Annotated in this window: 18 protein-coding genes; 9 read left to right on the forward strand and 9 right to left on the reverse strand. The window is 72.5% G+C overall.

Annotated features, from left to right (window positions below; translation table 11 throughout):
- Nucleotides 1-72: 72 nt before the first annotated feature.
- Nucleotides 73-1,242 carry a winged helix DNA-binding domain-containing protein gene (locus ACFXKZ_RS18315; protein ID WP_380001582.1) on the forward strand — a complete coding sequence of 390 codons (1,170 nt, stop codon included), beginning with the start codon at nucleotides 73-75 and terminating at the stop codon, nucleotides 1,240-1,242.
- A 35-nt stretch (nucleotides 1,243-1,277) separates the two neighbouring features.
- Here the strand turns inward: ACFXKZ_RS18315 and ACFXKZ_RS18320 are convergent, their stop codons facing one another.
- Nucleotides 1,278-2,120 carry a helix-turn-helix transcriptional regulator gene (locus ACFXKZ_RS18320; protein ID WP_380001584.1) on the reverse strand — a complete coding sequence of 281 codons (843 nt, stop codon included), beginning with the start codon at nucleotides 2,118-2,120 and terminating at the stop codon, nucleotides 1,278-1,280.
- A 161-nt stretch (nucleotides 2,121-2,281) separates the two neighbouring features.
- Between ACFXKZ_RS18320 and ACFXKZ_RS18325 the strand changes: the two genes are divergently transcribed.
- On the forward strand, nucleotides 2,282-3,058 hold the full coding sequence (locus ACFXKZ_RS18325; RefSeq protein WP_380001586.1) for an SDR family oxidoreductase: 777 nt from the start codon (nucleotides 2,282-2,284) through the stop codon (nucleotides 3,056-3,058).
- Nucleotides 3,059-3,460: 402 nt separating this feature from the next.
- A complete protein-coding gene (locus tag ACFXKZ_RS18330; protein WP_380001588.1) occupies nucleotides 3,461-4,159 on the forward strand; it encodes a hypothetical protein in 699 nt (232 codons plus the stop codon).
- Between the two features lie 34 nt (nucleotides 4,160-4,193).
- Here ACFXKZ_RS18330 and ACFXKZ_RS18335 read toward each other — a convergent pair whose 3' ends face one another.
- Nucleotides 4,194-5,330: a methyltransferase domain-containing protein gene (locus tag ACFXKZ_RS18335; RefSeq protein ID WP_380001590.1), complete on the reverse strand. Its 1,137-nt coding sequence runs from the start codon at nucleotides 5,328-5,330 to the stop codon at nucleotides 4,194-4,196.
- Between the two features lie 164 nt (nucleotides 5,331-5,494).
- Here ACFXKZ_RS18335 and ACFXKZ_RS18340 point away from each other — a divergent pair, with 164 nt between their 5' ends.
- Nucleotides 5,495-5,914 (forward strand): SRPBCC family protein, encoded by a 420-nt coding sequence (locus ACFXKZ_RS18340; protein ID WP_380001592.1) that lies wholly within the window; start codon nucleotides 5,495-5,497, stop codon nucleotides 5,912-5,914.
- A gap of 31 nt (nucleotides 5,915-5,945) precedes the next feature.
- Here the strand turns inward: ACFXKZ_RS18340 and ACFXKZ_RS18345 are convergent, their stop codons facing one another.
- Nucleotides 5,946-7,301 (reverse strand): NAD(P)/FAD-dependent oxidoreductase, encoded by a 1,356-nt coding sequence (locus ACFXKZ_RS18345; RefSeq protein ID WP_380001594.1) that lies wholly within the window; start codon nucleotides 7,299-7,301, stop codon nucleotides 5,946-5,948.
- 164 nt (nucleotides 7,302-7,465) lie between these two features.
- On the reverse strand, nucleotides 7,466-8,776 hold the full coding sequence (locus ACFXKZ_RS18350; RefSeq protein WP_380001596.1) for an MFS transporter: 1,311 nt from the start codon (nucleotides 8,774-8,776) through the stop codon (nucleotides 7,466-7,468).
- Between the two features lie 246 nt (nucleotides 8,777-9,022).
- Here ACFXKZ_RS18350 and ACFXKZ_RS18355 point away from each other — a divergent pair, with 246 nt between their 5' ends.
- From ACFXKZ_RS18355 to ACFXKZ_RS18365, 3 genes are all read left to right on the forward strand, one after another.
- Nucleotides 9,023-9,517 carry a hypothetical protein gene (locus tag ACFXKZ_RS18355; protein WP_380001598.1) on the forward strand — a complete coding sequence of 165 codons (495 nt, stop codon included), beginning with the start codon at nucleotides 9,023-9,025 and terminating at the stop codon, nucleotides 9,515-9,517.
- A gap of 64 nt (nucleotides 9,518-9,581) precedes the next feature.
- Complete coding sequence (locus ACFXKZ_RS18360; RefSeq protein WP_380001600.1) at nucleotides 9,582-10,625, forward strand: phosphotransferase; 1,044 nt, start codon at nucleotides 9,582-9,584, stop codon at nucleotides 10,623-10,625.
- Between the two features lie 108 nt (nucleotides 10,626-10,733).
- Entirely contained in the window at nucleotides 10,734-11,312 is a 579-nt protein-coding gene (locus tag ACFXKZ_RS18365) for a dihydrofolate reductase family protein (protein WP_380001602.1), read from the forward strand.
- Nucleotides 11,313-11,401: 89 nt separating this feature from the next.
- On the opposite strand, the gene ACFXKZ_RS18370 is transcribed toward ACFXKZ_RS18365, so the two are convergent.
- The 4 genes from ACFXKZ_RS18370 to ACFXKZ_RS18385 all read right to left on the reverse strand — a co-directional run bounded on the left by ACFXKZ_RS18370 (nucleotide 11,402) and on the right by ACFXKZ_RS18385 (nucleotide 14,555).
- Nucleotides 11,402-12,256: a hypothetical protein gene (locus ACFXKZ_RS18370; protein WP_380001604.1), complete on the reverse strand. Its 855-nt coding sequence runs from the start codon at nucleotides 12,254-12,256 to the stop codon at nucleotides 11,402-11,404.
- A gap of 83 nt (nucleotides 12,257-12,339) precedes the next feature.
- Nucleotides 12,340-12,714: a hypothetical protein gene (locus tag ACFXKZ_RS18375; RefSeq protein ID WP_380001606.1), complete on the reverse strand. Its 375-nt coding sequence runs from the start codon at nucleotides 12,712-12,714 to the stop codon at nucleotides 12,340-12,342.
- A 66-nt stretch (nucleotides 12,715-12,780) separates the two neighbouring features.
- Nucleotides 12,781-13,596: an ABC transporter permease gene (locus tag ACFXKZ_RS18380; protein ID WP_380001608.1), complete on the reverse strand. Its 816-nt coding sequence runs from the start codon at nucleotides 13,594-13,596 to the stop codon at nucleotides 12,781-12,783.
- The gene (locus ACFXKZ_RS18385) at nucleotides 13,593-14,555 is read right to left on the reverse strand and encodes an ATP-binding cassette domain-containing protein (RefSeq protein WP_380001610.1); all 963 of its coding nucleotides are present in this window, start codon (nucleotides 14,553-14,555) and stop codon (nucleotides 13,593-13,595) included. The genes ACFXKZ_RS18380 and ACFXKZ_RS18385 overlap by 4 nt, the downstream gene beginning before the upstream one ends.
- Before the next feature lie 216 nt (nucleotides 14,556-14,771).
- On the opposite strand from ACFXKZ_RS18385, the gene ACFXKZ_RS18390 reads away from it, so the two are divergent.
- Nucleotides 14,772-15,515, forward strand: a complete 744-nt coding sequence (locus ACFXKZ_RS18390; RefSeq protein ID WP_380001612.1) for a helix-turn-helix domain-containing protein — start codon at nucleotides 14,772-14,774, stop codon at nucleotides 15,513-15,515.
- A gap of 61 nt (nucleotides 15,516-15,576) precedes the next feature.
- On the opposite strand, the gene ACFXKZ_RS18395 is transcribed toward ACFXKZ_RS18390, so the two are convergent.
- Nucleotides 15,577-16,455: a RimK family alpha-L-glutamate ligase gene (locus tag ACFXKZ_RS18395; protein ID WP_380001614.1), complete on the reverse strand. Its 879-nt coding sequence runs from the start codon at nucleotides 16,453-16,455 to the stop codon at nucleotides 15,577-15,579.
- A gap of 211 nt (nucleotides 16,456-16,666) precedes the next feature.
- On the opposite strand from ACFXKZ_RS18395, the gene ACFXKZ_RS18400 reads away from it, so the two are divergent.
- Nucleotides 16,667-17,482 carry a histidine phosphatase family protein gene (locus ACFXKZ_RS18400; protein ID WP_380001616.1) on the forward strand — a complete coding sequence of 272 codons (816 nt, stop codon included), beginning with the start codon at nucleotides 16,667-16,669 and terminating at the stop codon, nucleotides 17,480-17,482.
- Nucleotides 17,483-17,683: the final 201 nt, after the last annotated feature.

Consider the following 17,683-nt stretch of genomic DNA (forward strand, 5'->3'; position numbering starts at 1 on the left):
GTAAGGCGATCCGGAATCGCCGCGCCGTACGATTCCCGGCCACATGTCACACCGGACCCCTATGGTCGGCGCATGACCTCTGCGTTGCCACGGATCACCGACGACCAGCGACGAGCGCGTTTGGGCACTCGGCACCGACTGGCGGCCGGCGCGCGCGCCGCGCACGCGGAGGACGCGGTCCGGTCCGTGCTCCTGCTGCACGCCACCGACCCGGCGACGGTGTACGTGTCCACCTGCGCGCGCCTGGCCGAACCGTCCGTTGCCGAGGTCCGGCGGGCGTTGTACACCGACCGCAGCCTGGTGCGGATGCCCGGCATGCGGCGCACCGTCTACGTGGTCCCGCGCGAACTCGTCCACGTGGTCCAGCGTTCCAGCACCGACGCGGTCGCGGTCACGCAGCGCCGGGTGCTGCTGCAGTTCCTCGCGTCCGGCGGCTACGACGAGGCGTGGTTGGAGCGGGTCGAGGCGGACACGGTAGCCGCGCTGGCCGAGTTGGGCGAGGCCACGGCGATCGAACTGGGCGCGCGGGTACCGCTGTTGCGTACCCAGATCCGGGTCGCGGTGGGCAAGCCCTACGAGGCGAACCAGGGGGTTTCCACACGCTTGTTGTTCACCCTCTCCTGCGAGGGTCGGATCGTCCGGGCCGAGCCGCAGGGGTCGTGGCTCTCCAGTCGCTTCCGCTACACGACCATGCCGCCGCTGCCCGAGATCGGAAAAACCGAGGCGAAGGCCGAGTTGGTGCGCGGCTGGCTGGCCGCGTTCGGGCCGGGCACGGCCGACGACCTCAAGTGGTGGACGGGCTGGACGACGGCCGACGTGCGGCATGCCCTGGCCGCGGTCCGGGCCGTCGAGGTGGGGCTGGACGGCGGCACGACCGGCTGGGTGCTGCCCGGCGACGAGGAGCCCGAGCCGGCGCCGGAGCCATGGGCGGCGCTGCTGCCGGCCCTCGACGCCACCCCGATGGGGTGGAAGGCCCGCGACTGGTACATCACCCCCGCCCTGCGCGAGCACCTGTTCGACCGCATGGGCAACATCGGCCCGACCGTCTGGTGGAACGGCCGCGTGGTCGGCGGCTGGTCCACCCGCCCCGACGGCGACCTCGTCTGGCGCGCCCTGGTCGACCTCGACCCCGAGGCGTCCAAGGCGATCGAGGCGGAAGTGGCCCGGCACACCTCGTGGTTGGCGGGCGCCCACATCACCCCGCGATTCCGCGTCCCTCTGGACCGTGAACTGAGCGCGTAGGTCGCGCCGAGGCGGGCGGGGTCGGGCCGGGGCGGTCAGACCCGGTCGCGCGCCGCGTCCGGCTGCGCGCGGACCGGCTCGGCACGCGGGCCGGTGGTGTAGACGACGAGCAGCAGATCCGGATCCCCGGGCAGGGACAACGTCTCGTAGGTGATGTCCACGGGGTCGCCGCCGGCGGGGCGCAAACGCTTGGTGCCGTGCGTCTTCTCGGCCACCTGGTGGGCGTCCCACAGCGGGCGAAAGCGCGGGTTGCCGGCGGACAACTCCTCGACGAGGGCGGCCATTCGGGTGTCTCCGGGGTGCCGCGCGGCGTCCAGGCGCAGATACCCGACGGTGTCGGCGGCGACCTGTTCCCACTCGGGGTAGAAGGTGTGCGCGTCGGGGGCCAGGAACGCGTGCCGCGCCATGTTGCGCGCGTGCGGCGCCACCGCGCTCAGTCCCATCAGCGCGTCGGCGAGCGGGTTCCACGCCACCACGTCCATGCAGCGGCCCAGCACGAACGCCGGCGCGTCGATCCGGTCCAGGAGCACCTGTACGCCCGGCCGCGCGGTCGAGGGTGCGGGCCGGCGCACACTCACCCGGGTCGGCCGGGCCAGATCCCACATGTGCGCGTACTCGGTCGGATCCAGCCGCAGCGCCCGCCCGATCGCGTCCAGCACGGCGTCCGAGACGTGTTGTCCGCGGCCCTGCTCCAGGCGCACGTAGTAGTCGACGCTCACGCCGGCGAGCTGCGCCACCTCCTCGCGCCGCAACCCCGCCACCCGGCGCTTGCGGCCGAACACGGGCAGGCCGACCTCCTCGGGCCCGACCCGGGCGCGGCAGGCGCGCAGAAACCCGCCCAGCTGCTCGAAGGACGTGTCGGCGGACGTGGTGTTCATGATCGGACTCTACTGCCGGGCCCCCGGCCGCCGCGGCGACCGGGCGCGAAGGTGGTACGGCCGGACCCAGGTAAACGTGTGCTCTGGGTGTCCGCGCGGTCCGGCGGCACAGTGATCCGAGTCAGCAGGTCACGCAGTACGGATCAACCCGGGAGACCCTCATGAACCACACCGCACCCACCGCACTCACCGGTCGCACCGCCGTCGTCACCGGGGCCGCCAGCGGCATCGGCGCCGAGACCGCACGGCAGCTCGCCGCGAACGGCGCGCGGGTCGCCCTGCTCGCCCGCCGGGAGGACCGGTTGAAGGACCTCGCCGCCGAGATCGAGGCCGGCGGCGGTACGGCGCTCGCCGTCGTGGTCGACGTCACCGACCAGGACTCGGTGGACGCGGGCGCGGCCCGGATCCGGGCCGAATTGGGCCGCGTCGACCTGGTCGTCAACGCGGCCGGGGTGATGTTGCCCAACCCGCTCGACGACGGCCGGATCGACGAGTGGACCCGGATGATCGACACCAACGTCACCGGCGCGCTGCGGATCATCCGGGCGTTCACCGCCGACCTGGTCGCGGCGGCGGCCGAGGACGGTACCGCGGACCTGGTCGACGTCTCCTCGATCGGCGCGCACGTGACCTTCCCGAACTACGCCGTCTACGGCGCGACCAAGGCCGCGCTCACCCACCTGTCGGCGTCCCTGCGCAGTGAACTGGGCCCGCGCGACGTCCGGGTCACCAACATCGAGCCCGGTCTGACCGACACCGAACTCGGCTCGCACATCGACAACGCCGCCCTCGGCGAGGCCGGCCAACTCGGCGCCATGTTCGACACGATCGGCGCCCTGTCCCCGGCCGACGTGGCCGACCTGATCGTCTACACCACAACCCGCCCCCGCCACATCAACCTGCGCCAGCTGATCATCCTCCCCACCCACCAGGCCTGACCACCGCCGACCGCACCACCCACGGCCGACGGCCGGCGGGGGCCGGCCACCGCAGGGCGTGCCGCCGGGGTCGCCCACCGCGCCAACGGCCGCCGCGCCACCGCCTACCCCGCTGCCCTCCGCCTGCGGCTCGCTTTCCGCCCGCCGCTGTGCCACCGGCTGCCCTGCCCGCCGCGCCGCCCACGGCCGGCAGGTGTGGACCGCGTCCCCACCGTCCGGTGCGCCGCCCCCCGGCTCGTCGCGCGATCGGGCACCGCGGTGCCGGGCCGTGCGGCCCGTCGCCTGCCGCGTCACGCTTTCACGGCCGATGGTCGGCGGGCGTGCGGGTGATGTTGCGTCGAGGGGCGGGTGTTGACTATGACTTGTCAGGGCCGGTCGGCACCCCCTTGCTAGGAGTTTTTCGTGGCGTTGTTTCGTCGCCAGTCGCGTAATCAGCAGAACACCGCCTGGGGACAGGACGTGCGCGGTGTCCTGATGAGCGCGCCGCCGGAGCGGATCAGGCAGGATCTGCGGTTGATGATCAGCCGCGCCGGCCCGCACCTCGGTGCGCAGGGCGTGGTGTGGCCGCTGGGTGTGCGCGGCGAGATCGTCGCCGTGGCGTGCGTGAAGGGGCCGGACGGCACCGCGGTCACGATCGAGACGCCGATGGTGCAGCAGTGGGGGATGGCCGTCGAGGACGTGTGGCTCCAAGGCGCGACCAACCTGCGGATGGAGGGCTACGGCGGCACGCCGATGGAGATCTCCCCCGGAGCCACGCTGCACTCGCTGCTCGGCCAGAGCTGGCCCGGATCGGCGCAACTGTTCCGCCTCGGCGAGGCGATCGGCGACCCGCTGCGCGCCGGCGCGTTGGTGTGCGCGCCGGTGGACAACGGTCTGCTCGCGCTGCCGCTCAACTCGCAGCGCACGGTGGGCATGGCCGGATTCGTACTGAAGACCGCACAGGGCCTGACCCGGGACCAACAGCCCCTGTCCACCGGGATGTTCTGGTGGCACGAGGGCATCCTGGAAGAGCTGGAGGTCGAGTGGAAGGGCCCCGAACACGCGAGCCTGACCGGATCCGCCCGCTTCGGCCAGGTCGTTCGCGCGCTCCCGCAGCAGTAGGCGCGACAACACCTCGCCCACCGGCGCGCGGGGCCTACATCTCGGTCAGCCGGTAGTGGTACCGCTCCCGCTCGACCGTCCACGACCGCCCGTCCGGGCGCGGTGCGGGCGGGAAGGCGGTACCCGCCAAAACCGCCTCGACCCGCAGCCGCTCGGCGTCCACGACCGGCGCGCCCGCCACCCCGTAGTACAAATCGACCGCCGCGTCCCGATCGCCGTAGACCAGGATGCGATCACGCATCAACACCGCCAGCGCGGGCCGCTCCGGGTCGAACAGCCCCCACGTCGTGCCGTCGCCCGGATGCCCCAGGAACAACACCGAGCGCGGTTCGGCCAGCGCGAACCCGGTCAGCCGCGCGTCCACCGGGCCGAGCACCGGACCCGCGTCCACCGCGCCGTGATCGATCAGGTCGCGCAACACGTCCAACGCCGCCGGTGGCAGATCCTCGCCGATCACCGCGAGATCACCGGTCAGCGCGTGGGTGCGCCCCGGACCGGCGTGCGGCCCGCGCAACTGGAGGAATCCGCAGCGCGCGACCGACACGCTGGTCAGCGCCGCGCCCCCGGTCCGCTCCCAGGCGACCGCCAACTCCAACCCGGGCCGCAACCACATCGGCGCGACCAGCACCCCGCCCGGGGCCAACTGCTCCACCCACGCCGGCGGCAGATCCGGCACACCCACCGTGGCCTCGATCCGGTCGAACGGCGCCCGGTCCGCGACGCCGGCCCAGCCGTCCCCGGCCCGCACGTCCACGTGTATCCCGAGCCCGGCCAACCGCCGCGCCGCCGCGCCCGCCAACTCGGCGGACACCTCGACGCTGACCACCTCGCCCGTCGCCCCGACCAGATGCGCCAGCAGCGCCGCGTTGTAGCCGCTGCCCGTGCCGATCTCCAGCACCCGCATCCCGGGCCGCACGGCCAGCTGTTCGAGCATCAGCGCGATCATCGCCGGCTGGCTGACCGTACTGTCCGGCAACCCGCGCGCGTCGATCGACAACACCACCACACGGTCCTCGTACGCACGCGCCGACGAGGTGCCGCCGGGCATGAACACCTCGCGCGGCACCTCGGCCATCGCACTCGCGACCGCCTCGGTGCGTACACTCCCGCCCAGCCGCAATCGCTCCACCAGCGCGTTCCGCAGCCGGGCCGACGTGCGCTCGTCGTTCATGGCCCCCGTGTACCCACCTCGGCGCCCGTCGGCACCCGGCACGGCGCCCGGCCCGCGCAACGCGCGCCCCCTGGACCGCCACGCATCCCTCTTGCCCCACCACCCCCTCGTGTGGACCATGGGCCGACGACGACCGACGCGTTCGCCGGCGGAATGGGGACACGGTGACCTACCACGAGAGCATTCGCATCGAGGCGACGGCCGAGCGGGTCTGGGAGATCTTGATGGACGTCGAGCGCTGGCCCACCTGGACCGCGTCCATGAGTGAGGTGCACCGACTGGATCGGGAGCCGTTCGGCGTCGGCAGCCGGGTGCGGGTCAAGCAGCCCCGGCTGCCCGCCACGCAATGGGTGGTCACCGAATGCGAACCGGGGCGATCGTTCACCTGGACGTCGCGCAGCGGCGGGGTGACCACCTTCGCCGACCACCGCATCCGGGGCGACGAGGGCGTCACGGTGGAGCTGATCCTGCGCCAGAGCGGCCTGCTCACCCCGTTGATCGGCCTGGTGGCGGGCAATCTGACCCGGCGCTATCTGCGGATGGAGGCGGAGGGTCTGAAGGAGCGCGCCGAACGCGACGCCTGATCGGGGCGCGCGGCGGGCACCGTGGCCCCGCCTACGGGTGTGCGGCGCGCGAGCCGGTGCGGGCGGTGATCTCGTCGCCGGACAGGTACGCGTCGGTCTTCTCCAGGTTGCCCATCCGGCCGTCCTGGTCGGACATGAAGCCGAGCCGGACCAGGTCGTCGCCGGCGAAGGCGTGCTGGATCCAGTTGGACAACACCCGGGTGCGGGCCCGGATCGACGGCACCGTCAGCAGGTGGTAGCCGCGCGTGATCGCCTGCGCGGGCAGACCGCGCATCTCGTAGCCGAGCGGGCGGGCCACCGCCTGGGTGCCACCGAGGTCGACGACCAGCCCCAGGTCCTTGTGCCGGAACGGGCTCAGCGGTTGGCCGCGCAGCGCGGCGACCACGTTGGCGGCGGCGATCTTGGCCTGGCGGTGCGCGTACTGCGCGGTGGGCGGGCAGATCGCGCCGTCGCCCTTGTCCAGGTCCGGTACGGCCGCGGCGTCGCCGAGCGCGAACACGTCCGGATGCCCGGGCACGGCCAGATCGGCGGCGACCGCCAGCCGGCCGCGCACCAACTCGGTGCCCAGCGTGCCGACCAGCGGGCTCGCGGTGACCCCCGCCGTCCAGACCAGCGTGCGGCACGGCAACTTCTCACCCGTCGTCAGGGTGACCGCGTCCTCGGTGATCTCCTGCACGCTGACCCCGAGCCGCACGTCCACGCCGCGCTTGGCCAGCATCTGCAGGGTGGCCTTGCCCAGGTTCTCGCCGAGTTCGGGCAGCAGGCGCGGCGCGATGTCGACGATCATCCAGCGCACCTGCGCGGGGTCCAGGCGCGGGAAGTGCCGCAGCGCCTTGGTGGTCAACATCTCCAGGCAGGCGGCGGTCTCCACACCCGCGTAGCCGCCGCCGACCACGATGAACTGGCAGCGCGAGGCGCGCTCGGCCGGATCGGTGCTGGAGTTGGCGATCTCCAGCTGGGCGATCACGTGGTCGCGCAGATACACCGCCTCGGCCAGGTTCTTCATGCCGTGGCCGTAGGTGGTCAGGCCGGGGATGTCGAAGGTGCGGGTGACGCTGCCCGGAGCCAGGACCAGCTTGTCGTAGTGCTCGTTGCCGACGTCGCCGGAGATCTTGCGCACCACGCAGACCTTCGCGGCCAGGTCCACGCCGATCACGCCGCCGGGGAGCACGTGCGTGCGGTCGAACATCCGGTGCAGCGGTACCGCCGTGGTGCGCGAGGACAACACCCCGGCCGCGACCTGCGGCAGCAGCGGGCGGTACACCATGTAGTCCATCGGACTGACCAGCACGATCTCGGCCTCGCGGGGACCGAGGGAGCGCTCCAACCTGCGCACCGTCTCGAACCCCGCAAACCCTGCTCCGACGACGACCACCCGCTGCACCATGGCTGCCCCTTCCGGGAAGGCCCGGGCAGGAAACCCGCGACCATTTGGCACATTTTGTCCAAACATATGGCCGAGCGGGGGAGGCCACGAGCGGGACGGGCCATCCGGGGGGCGGCGCGCCGGCGGGCGGCGACGGGCCCGGAAGAGCGCCGGCGGATGCGGGCTCAGGCGGTTCGGCGGCGACCACGACCGAGCGCGAAGCCGGCCGCCACGCACAGGACCGGGGCGGTGAGCAGGCCCGCGACCAGGTTGAGGCCGCCGTAGCCGGCCATGCCCAGGACCGATCCGGAGGCCGCGCCGCCCGCCGCGCCGGCCAGGTTCATCAGCAGGTCCGACACGCCCTGTACACCCGGCCGCTCACCCGCCGGCACCGACTCGGCCAGCAGCGCCGAGCCCGCCACGAGGCAGCACGACCAGCCGAGGCCGAGCAGGACCAGGCCGACCATGGTGCGCCAGGTGGAGTGGCCCGAGGTACCGGCCGTGAACACCGCGAACAGCAGCACGAACTGGCCGCCCAGGATCACCGGGATCCGGCCGAACCGGTCGGCCGCCCAGCCGACCACGGGGGACAACGCGTACATGCCGGCGATGTGCAGGCTGATCGTCAGCCCCACCAGGGTCAACGCGGTGCCGTGGTCCTTCATGTGTACGGGTGTCATCGCCATCACCGACACCATCACCACGTGCCCGAACGCCACCGTCGCCAGGCCGAGCAGCGCGCGCGGCGCCCGGCGGATCACCGCGAACGCGCCGCGCAGACCGGCCCGGGGCGGCACCCGGTCGCCCAGGTCGGCGCGCGCGACGAGCAGCGGGTCCGGGCGCAGCGCCACCCACAGGATGATCCCGGCGCCGGCGAACGAGACGATCGAGAACAGGAACGGACCGGCCAGCTCCGGCAGGCCCAGGGCGCGGCCGACCACCGCGCCCGGCTCGTTCAGGTTGGGGCCCAGGACCGCGCCGACGGTGGTCGACCAGACCACGACCGACAACGCCCGGGCCCGGCCGGCGTCGTCGGCGAGGTCGGTCGCCGCGTAGCGCGACTGGAGATTGGCGGCGGTCCCCGCGCCGAACACGAGCAGCGCGGCGATCAGCAGCGGGAACCCCCCGAGTACCGCCGCCAGGATCACCCCGCCGGCCGCGACCGCCGCCACAGCCCAGCCGGCGGTGAGCGCGACGCGACGTCCGTACCGGGTCGCGGCGCGCGACATCGGCAGCGCGAACAAGGCCGCGCCCAGGGTGATCGCGGTGGTGGCCACGCCGGACCAGCTCTTGGACCCGGACAGATCCTCGGCCAGCAGCCCGCCGACGGTCAGCGCCGAACCCATGCCCACGCCGCCGACGACCTGCGCGGCGATCAGGGTACGGACGGTCCGCCGTTGCAGGTCCGAGCGGTCGACCCGCTCGGGGTCGGCGGACGCGGGATCGGCCGACGCGGGGCGGGCCGACTCGGGTATGGCCGGGTCCAGGGCGGTCATGCCGGATTCACCACCAGATCGGGGATGGGACGAGGTGCACGGATCCACAGCGTGCCGCACGAGCCCGGCCCGCCCCGGGCGGGGCGCTCGCGAACCGGTTCGGGCGGGGTGTATACCGCTGCGGAGAAAGATCATCCCACCGGCGGCTCCGGGTGGGTATGGGCGGCGGTCGGGTGGGCCCGGGTGTGCGCGGTCCGGGAGTCGGGTACGGGCCGGCGCCGCGCATCGGATATGGATCGGCTGAGGATGACACTGGACGACGAGCACGCCTGGGCGCTGTTGCGTGCCCTGGACGACCCGGACCACCTGACCGCCCCCGCGGACTACGACCCCGACGCCGCGCGCGAGCGGTTCGACCGGCTCGTGGCGCGCCTGGACGCGGACTTCGACTGTCGGTGCCCGGTCGAGGGCGAGGCGGGGGCGGCGAGTCGGCACGGGGCGATCGTGGTGCCCGCGAGCGCGCTGTCCGGGACCGGGCGGATCATCGTGGTGGTGAGCAACTTCGGCGACCTGGCGGTGATCGGGGTCGACGCGCCGGACGAGCACCCCGTCGGCGCAGCGCCCGCCTACGTGGGGCCGGAGGAGACGGAACGGGTCGCCGCCGCGCTCGACGACCTCGGCTACACCGTCGTGCCGGAGGACCTGTTGCGGACCACGTACGACGGGGCGAGCCGGCTCGCCGACCACTACACGGTCGAGGACGCGCCGACCTGGTGGATCCGGTTCTTCGACTATCCGTGAGGCCGGCCCGGCGGTCGTCGGGTCGGGTTGCGTGAGGGGTGTTGCCTGGGTAGGTGTGTGACCCATGAGATTCAGGGTGCCGATCGGTGACGAATTGCGGACGAGCCTGGGTGCGCCGAAGCGGGTGAAGTTGCTGGACAGCAGCCCGCGTTCGCGGGTGTGGCGGGTGGAGTTCGGCGGCGAGCGGGCGATCGTCAAGCGGATCACCGACGGAGGCGACAACCGGGACGGCGCGTCGGCGCGCTTCGCCCGCGAGGTGGCCGGGTTGCGGCTGGCCGAGCGGGGGCCGGTCGGGCCTCGGGTGCTGGCCACCGATCCCGACGCGTGCGTGATGGTGCTGGAATATCTGGACGACCTCGGGCGGACCGACGACTGGCTGCCCGGCTACGCCGAGGCGTTGGCCCGGCTGCATGCGCTCACCGGGCCGGCGGACGCGGGCGCGCTGCCGGCCTGGCGGGCGCCGACCGCCGCCGACGCCGAGTCCTTCCTGCGGTTGGCCGCGACGCTGGAGGTACCGATCCCGGCGGGCGTGGCCGCCGAGTTGGCCGCCCTGCTGACCCGGCTCGACCCGACCGGGCGGTATGCGCTGTTGCACGGCGATCCGTGTCCGGGCAACGACCTGCGGACCGTCGACGGGGTGCGGTTCGTCGACTTCGAGCAGGCCGCGCTGGGCGACGGGCTGGTCGAATTGGCCTACCTGCGGATCGGGTTCCCCACGTGCTGGTGCGCGATGTCGCTGCCCGGACCGCAGGCGGCCGAGGTGGAGGCGGTCTACGCGGCGACCTGGCGGGCGCACACCGGCCGCGACCTGGACCCGGAGGCGTCCGTCGCCGACGCCTGCGCGGGCTGGCTGATCCGGGGCGACGCGCTGGTCGAGCGGGCGCACCGGGACAGCGTGGACCACCTGGACCGGGTGCCGGTGCAGGACTTCGAATGGGGCTACATCTCGGCCCGTGAGCGGCTGGTGCACCGGCTCGGCGTGGTGGCCGACACCGCGACCGAGCCGTTGCACGAACTGGGGCTGCTGGCACGGGAGTTGCGCGGCCGTCTGCTGGCGTCCTGGCCGGGACTGCGCCCGCTGCCGGGTCCGGACTCGCGTCCCTGGTGAGGAAACCTGCCCGGCTCGACGCTTGCACCACTACAGCTGAAGTACTATAACTGTAGTCATCTTGCTGAGCCGTCGTCCGGTTCGGAACGCACCACGGAAAGAGACCGCATGCGAAAGCTCACCTACTTCATCGCCACCACCATCGACGGCTTCATCGCCGACAAGGACGGCGGCTACGACTTCTTCCCGGTCGGCGAGGATGTGGTGGCACACCTGGTCGCCGAGTATCCGGAGACGTTGCCGACACACCTCGCCCCGCACGTGGGGGTCGCTCCGGACACGGAGTTCCGGCACTTCGACACGGTCGTGATGGGTCGGGGCACCTACGAGCCCGGTATTCGGGAGGGGCTTCCCAATCCGTACGGCCATCTCCGGACCTATGTGGTCACCGAGACGATCACCGAGACCCTCGACCCCGCGGTGACCCTGATCGCCGGCGACCCGGTCGCCAAGGTGCGCGAGTTGAAGGCCGAACCGACCGGCAAGGGCATCTGGCTGGCCGGTGGGGGGCGCCTGGCGGGCAGTCTGATCGACGAGATCGACGAGCTGGTGATCAAGACCTATCCGGTCCTGATCGGCAGCGGGATACCCATGATGTCGGGCGTGTTCGGGGCACACGCGTTCACCCACACGGGTGGGACGGTGCTTGCCGGGGGGACGTCGGTGGCGACGTACAGTCGCACGTGAGGGCGAAGGCGTCGGCGGAGCGCGGTGCGATCGCCGGGTGGTTCACCCCGGCCGATCCCGCGTCCCGGTGGTCGCCGGGTCGCGGGTGGTCAGGGCGTCGGGTCGTCGGGCGGCTGGGTGAGCGGGAGTTCGAAGTCCACCACGCGGTGTGCGATGCGCAGGCCGGCGAGGGGTAGGGCCAAGCGGACGGCGCCCTCGGTGTCGCCGTCGAATTCGAACACGGCCAACTCGCGGACGTCGGGCCACTCCCGACGCAGCAGGTCCACCAGCGCGGCCACCAGCGCGCCGAGGATGTCGGGGGCGACGCCGGGGGCGGTGATCGCCTCGCCGGCGTTGAGGTACGCCCGGTCGTCGGCGACGTCGACGGTGAGCTCGGCGCCCTCGCCGATCAGCCCCACGGGCGGCGGCAAGAGGGTGCGGGCGCGGATCGCGGGCAGGCCGCCCGGGGCCCACCAGCCGCGCGGGTCCACGGTCCAGATCCGGGCGATCTCGCCGGTGGCGCGGGCGCCGAGGGCGCGGGCGGCGTCGCCTTCCGGACCGGTGTCGGTACCGCTCCAGTGCAGCATCGAGGCGCCGCCGGCGCGGGCCCGCCGGGCGGCTCGGCGGTACATCGATACGAAGGCGGCCCGCTCCTCGGCGGTGGCGCCGGGATCCGCGCCATAGGAGCCGTGGACCAGCCGACGGGCGAGCCGGTCGGCGCGCTCACCCTGGGCGGTGACACCCGCCTCGCCGTTCCCGTACAGGCTCAACCAGCCGAGCAGCCGCCCGCCACGGCGGGCGCGGACCGTGCCGATGCGGTCGCCGGGATCGCCGGCATCGGCGGAGGTGGTGACGTCGGAGGGCGCCGTCGGCGCCGGGAGTCCGGCGGCGGCGTACACCTCGGTCGCGGCCCGGAGGTCGGCACCCGGGTCACTGTCCCATTCGAGGGAAATGTCGCGCTTCATGGCCCCATCGTCCCTCGATCGACGCGGGCGTACCGGTTGCGACAGGCCGGGGACGGTCGGCGCGGCTGTGCGGTCGGGTCCGGTCAGCTCGGGCGGTCGAGGCGGCGGTGGATGCGGTGGATCCGGTGACGGGCTCGGCCGTCGTCGTGGATGCCGAGCCGGACGCGGCGTTCGAGGACGTACTCGACCGCCTCCGCGAGCGGTTGGTCCGGTGCCTTGCGCCACCGCTTCGGCCGCTTCACGTACAGGCGATCCGCGACGGCCTCGGCCCCGCCGATGTCGCGGATGCCGGCCAGGGCGGCGAGCACGAGGTGTTCGTGGCGCCGGTTGGCGCTGTGCACCGCCGCCTTGTTGCGGCGGATGTTGCGACGGCTGCTCTTGTCGTTCTCGCCGTAGCTGTTGCGCCGATCCTTCAGGTAGCTCAGGCGTTTGCGCTCCTGCGGCGTCTGCCGATCCATCACGTCGCCTTTCCGTCCCGGACGCCGGCACGTGTCGTCGGTGCTCGTCGCCGGGAGCGGTTCCGCTCACTTGGTGGGCTCGCGATTGTAGAGCCTCTTCGCCCACAGGTAGCTGCCCAGAGTGATCAGGGTGCACCAACCGACGGTCAGTATCGCGCTGTTGCCGATCGGGGTGCCCATCAGCAGCCCGCGCAGAGTCTCGATGAACGGGGTGAACGGCTGGTACTCGGCGAACCATTTCAGCCCTCCCGGCATCGAGGCGGTCGGGACGAACCCGCTGCCCGTCATGGGCAGGACCATCAGCGGCGTCAACATGTTGCTCGCGCCGGCGACGCTCTTGGCGAGCATGGCCAGTGCGACCGCCAACCAGGTGAGCGCGAGGATGATCAGGACGAGCACGCCGATCGCGCCGAGCCACGCGCCGAAGTCCGCCGTCGGCTCGAATCCCACGAGCAGCGCGACCCCGACGACGGCGGCGATACCCAGCAGGGTCTGGATCAGGCTGCCCAGCACATGACCGGTGAGCACCGAGACCCGGGCGATGGCCATGGTGCGGAACCGGGCGACGATGCCCTCGGTCATGTCGATGGACACCGAGATCGCCGTGCCCTGGGCCGCGGTCGCCACGGTCATCAGGACGACACCGGGGACGACGTAGTTCACGTAGGCGTCCCGGCCGCCCGAGGGCCCGCCGGGGCCGGTGTCGAGACCGGCGCCGAGGATGCCGCCGAGAACGTAGACGAACAGCAGCAGGAAGATCACCGGAACCCCGGCGGCCGTCAGGACGAGCGTCGGATAGCGCAGCATGTGCCGCAATTGGCGGCGCAACATGGTCGCCGAGTCGGTGAAGGCGTGCGAAGCGGTGATGGCGGCACTGCTCATCGGGCCGGCTCCTGTTCCGTGACCGGGTTGCTCGTCAGGGCGAAGTAGACGTCGTCGAGATCGGGGGTGTGGACCCGGAGTTCGTCCACGGCGAGCGTGTCGTGGTCGAGCCGGTCCAGCAGTGCGCGCAACGCCCGGACATCGCCCCGATGGGGGATCTGCAGGGTGTGTGTCTCGTCGTTGCGGGACGTCACCTCCAGCGTCCGGGCCGCGTGTTCGTAACCGCGTGCGTCGGCGAACCGCAGGCTGACGTGGCCGCCGCCGACCTGGCGTTTGAGCTGCTCCGGCGAGCCTTCCGCGACCAGTTTTCCCTGGTGCAGTACGGCGATTCGGTCGGCGAGCCGGTCGGCCTCGTCGAGGTACTGGGTGGTGAGGAAGATCGTGACGCGCTCGTCGGTCACCAGTCGGCGGATGATCTCCCACGTGGTCCGCCTGCTGCGCGGGTCCAGGCCGGTGGTCGGCTCGTCGAGGAAGATCACGCGGGGCCGGCCGACCAGCGTCATCGCCAGGTCCAGGCGGCGGCGCATCCCGCCGGAATAGGCCGCCGCGGGCTTGTGGGCCGCGTCCGTGAGATCGAACCGCGCCAGCAGGTCCGCGGCGCGCTGCCGCCGTTCCCGGCGGGGCAGGCGGTTCAGGTCGGCCATCAACAGCAGGTTCTCCCGGCCGGTGAGGAAGCCGTCCACCGCGGAGAACTGGCCGGTGACGCCGATCGCGGCCCGGACCGCGTCCGGATCCAGGACCACGTCGTGGCCGGTGATCCGAATCTCGCCGGCGTCGGCGCGGATGAGCGTGGACAGGATCTGCACCATGGTGGTCTTGCCGGCGCCGTTCGGGCCGAGCAGCGCGAAGACGGACCCTGCGGGGATGTCGAGGTCGATGCCGTCGAGCACCACGTGGTCGCCGTACGCCTTGCGTACCGCGGTCGCCGCGACCGCGGGTCGATCGAGATCGGTGGTCATGGGTTGTTTCACTCCCGTGGGTGAGATCCGGCGCCGGAGGGGCGCCTTTGTCACACCACGAAAGTAACGTTGCATTCACAAAAGCATCAATCATGAATACGTGAAGCAATGACGTCTATGCAGGTGGAGTGGCTAAATCATTGCATGGGCCGTGTCGGCTAATGCAACGTTGCACGTTGCATTAAGGTGGTTCCGATGCCCACAAGGAGGACGCCGATGCCCGGTGACAGACTCACCCTCCAGGACCGACGGCAGATCGCCGGGGGACTGCGCGAGGACCTGACCTACGCCGCGATCGGCCGCCGCATCGGGCGGCCGACCTCCACCGTCACCCGGGAAGTGATGCGCAACGGCGGGCCGCGCGGCTACCACGCCGAGGCGGCCCACCGGGCCGGCACCCGGGACGCGCGGCCACGCGGGACATCTTCGCCGACACCGTCACCGTCACCGGGAGGAGCCGACCCCGGCGGGCGTGATCCACGAATCGCGGACGAGGTGGACGCGCAGAGCGTGGAGTTGATGATTCGGGCGGGGCTCCCGCAGATGATGGCCAGGGTGCTCGCCGCGTTGCTGACCACCGACGGCGGCAGCCTCACCTCCGCGGAACTCGTGCGACGCCTGCGAGTCAGCCCCGCCTCGATCTCCAAGGCCATCGGCTACCTGGAGGGCCAGGCACTCGTCACCCGCGAACGCGACCCCCGCAGTCGCGCCGAACGCTACGCCGTCGACGACGACGTAGCGTTCCGGTCCATCATGGCCGGCGTGCACAACCAGGCCCTGATCGCCGAGGCGTGCGGCGTCGTGGCCCGCAAACTCGGCACCGCCACCCCCGCTGGCACCCGACTGGAGAATACGAGCCGGTTCCTCCTCCACGTCATCGACGACCTGGCCCGCTCGGCCGAGCACTGGCACCGGATCTACTTCACCGACCCCCGGGAGACGGACGAAAGCGACGACTGAACGGGTCGTGTCGCCCTCGGACCGGGCGCGGTGATCGCGGGTACGCGCGGGCGGTGCGCGGCTATGCGTAGGTGTGCAGGGCGGCCACGATCGCGGCGGCCAGGCGGTCGGGAGCGCCTTCGGCGTGGGACAGGAACAGGGACGGCTCGGTCAGTTCCAGTTCCAGCAGGGTCGGCGTGCCGTCGGCGGCGGGGACCAGGTCGACGCGCGCGTAGAGCAGGGGGGAGATCGGGATCTCGGTCAGGACCCGGGCCCCGACCGCGAGTTCGGCGGCGGAGGGCTCGCGCGGCTCGATCGTCTCGGCCTTGTACAGGCCGTCGATCAACTCGCCGCCGCGGCCGTCGAGGATGGGGCCCTTGCGGATGGCGTGGCTGAAGACGCCGTCGAAGTAGACGAGCGCGGTCTCACCGACGGTGTCGACGGCCTCCAGGTACGGCTGGACCATGACGGTGCGGCCGTCGGCGAGCAGGGCGGTGGCGTGCCCGGCGGCGAGCGCGCGTTCCTCCGGGGAGGCCAGATCGTAGCGCTCGGTGTCGCGCGACCCGGCGCTTATCGCCGGCTTGACCACGTGTACCCCGGAGGTGGGCAGCGTGACGGTCGAGTCGGGCTCCAGCCACATCGTCTCGACCACGGGCAGGCCGGCCCGGGTGAGGTCGCGCAGGTAGGTCTTGTCGGTGTTCCAGGCCACGACCGCCGCCGGGTTGGCCAGGCGCGGCACGCTCGCGGCCCACTTCACGAACGCTTTGTGGTGCGACGGGTAGTCCCACACCGAGCGCAGCACCACGAGGTCGTACGCGTCCCAGTCCACCGTCGGGTCGCTCCACACGGCGCCCTCGGCGCGGATGCCGTGCGCGGCCAGCGGGGCGATGAGCAGACGGTCGTCCGGGTCGAGGTCGGGCAGCTCGGCGCAGGTGACGAGGGCGACGCGGGGTTCGATCATGGCGTCAGATTAACCGGACACCCTGATCGATGATCACACAAGTCGGGCGGTGTCTCGTGGGATGACTCGGCCGGGCGTGTGCTCGGGCCGGATCGGGCGCGGGCGTCGTGGGCGGTGATCGGCGCCGCGGTGTGGTCGTTCGACGGGCCGGCGCGTTTCGGGGCCGCCCCGGGGGTGAGAACGATGAGAGGGACGAGGCTTTGGGGGCACCGTGGTCGGTTCATCGGACACCGCGCCCTTCGGGCCGGCCGAGATCGTCGCCGTACGTCACGGCGAAAGCACGGCGAACGCCGCTTTCGCCGCGGCGGCGGCCCGCTCCGCCGCTCGCTCCGCCGCCGCCCGGTCCGCCGGCGTCGCGGCGGATCCGGCCGGCGGGTGGGAGGCGGAGGAGCCGGATGGGGACGGCGAGTTCGCCCCGTCGCTGGTCGGGCGCGACGCCGACATCGCGCTCAGCGCGCGGGGCGAGGGCCAGGCCGGCGCGGTCGGGCGGCGGCTCGCACTCAGGGGGGAGACCCCGGACGTGGTCCTGGTCTCGCCGTATCGCCGGGCCCGCTCGACGATGCGGATCATCGCCCGCGAAGCCGCCCGAGTGGGCCTGCTGTTGCCCCCGCCCCGACGCGACGAGCGGTTGCGCGACCGGGAGATGGGCGTGCTGGAGCTGCGTACGGCCGCCGCCATCGAACGGCTTCACCCGGACGAGGCCGAGCGGCGGCGGCGGGTCGGCGACCTCTACTACCGTCCGCCCGGCGGCGAATCGTTGGCCGATGTCGCGCTGCGGTTGCGTACGCTGCTGGCCGATCTCCGGCACGAGGCGCCGGGCGCGCGTGTGCTGATCGTGGGGCACGACTCGACCGTCCTGATGCTGCGTTACGTCCTGGAGGGGCTGACCGAGACCGACGTCGACCGGTTGGTACGGACCGACCCGGTGGGCAACGCGTCCATTTCCCGCTGGCGGGTTCGGGACGGGCGGCTGCGGGGGATCCGCTACAACGACATGCGGCATCTCCGGGGGATCGACGTGCACTGAGGGCGGTCGGGCGGCGAGGTCGGGCCGGGAGCACCGGCCGGGTGGTCGGGCCGGGCCGGCTCGGGCGGGCAACGTGATGGCCGATATGCGCCGGCGCGGGGTCGCGCCGAGCGGTTGCATCGGGGTGCGCGGTTCCGTCGCGGAATTGCCGTCGTCCTATCGCCCGTGCAGCCGGTGCCACCCGTGCCGTGTGTGCACGTC

It is taken from the genome of Embleya sp. NPDC059237 (genome assembly GCF_042754105.1).
Classification (GTDB): Bacteria; Actinomycetota; Actinomycetes; order Streptomycetales; family Streptomycetaceae; genus Embleya.

What these genes read in the sequence shown, in the direction of transcription:
- ACFXKZ_RS18390 (WP_380001612.1), top strand. Translation starts at nt 14,772, where the DNA reads ATGCCCGGTGACAGACTCACCCTCCAGGACCGACGGCAGATCGCCGGG.
- ACFXKZ_RS18355 (WP_380001598.1), top strand. Translation starts at nt 9,023, where the DNA reads ATGACACTGGACGACGAGCACGCCTGGGCGCTGTTGCGTGCCCTGGAC.
- ACFXKZ_RS18315 (WP_380001582.1), top strand. Translation starts at nt 73, where the DNA reads ATGACCTCTGCGTTGCCACGGATCACCGACGACCAGCGACGAGCGCGT.
- ACFXKZ_RS18375 (WP_380001606.1), bottom strand. Translation starts at nt 12,714, where the DNA reads ATGGATCGGCAGACGCCGCAGGAGCGCAAACGCCTGAGCTACCTGAAG.
- ACFXKZ_RS18345 (WP_380001594.1), bottom strand. Translation starts at nt 7,301, where the DNA reads ATGGTGCAGCGGGTGGTCGTCGTCGGAGCAGGGTTTGCGGGGTTCGAG.
- ACFXKZ_RS18325 (WP_380001586.1), top strand. Translation starts at nt 2,282, where the DNA reads ATGAACCACACCGCACCCACCGCACTCACCGGTCGCACCGCCGTCGTC.
- ACFXKZ_RS18370 (WP_380001604.1), bottom strand. Translation starts at nt 12,256, where the DNA reads ATGAAGCGCGACATTTCCCTCGAATGGGACAGTGACCCGGGTGCCGAC.
- ACFXKZ_RS18365 (WP_380001602.1), top strand. Translation starts at nt 10,734, where the DNA reads ATGCGAAAGCTCACCTACTTCATCGCCACCACCATCGACGGCTTCATC.
- ACFXKZ_RS18395 (WP_380001614.1), bottom strand. Translation starts at nt 16,455, where the DNA reads ATGATCGAACCCCGCGTCGCCCTCGTCACCTGCGCCGAGCTGCCCGAC.
- ACFXKZ_RS18320 (WP_380001584.1), bottom strand. Translation starts at nt 2,120, where the DNA reads ATGAACACCACGTCCGCCGACACGTCCTTCGAGCAGCTGGGCGGGTTT.
- ACFXKZ_RS18380 (WP_380001608.1), bottom strand. Translation starts at nt 13,596, where the DNA reads ATGAGCAGTGCCGCCATCACCGCTTCGCACGCCTTCACCGACTCGGCG.
- ACFXKZ_RS18335 (WP_380001590.1), bottom strand. Translation starts at nt 5,330, where the DNA reads ATGAACGACGAGCGCACGTCGGCCCGGCTGCGGAACGCGCTGGTGGAG.
- ACFXKZ_RS18350 (WP_380001596.1), bottom strand. Translation starts at nt 8,776, where the DNA reads ATGACCGCCCTGGACCCGGCCATACCCGAGTCGGCCCGCCCCGCGTCG.
- ACFXKZ_RS18360 (WP_380001600.1), top strand. Translation starts at nt 9,582, where the DNA reads ATGAGATTCAGGGTGCCGATCGGTGACGAATTGCGGACGAGCCTGGGT.
- ACFXKZ_RS18385 (WP_380001610.1), bottom strand. Translation starts at nt 14,555, where the DNA reads ATGACCACCGATCTCGATCGACCCGCGGTCGCGGCGACCGCGGTACGC.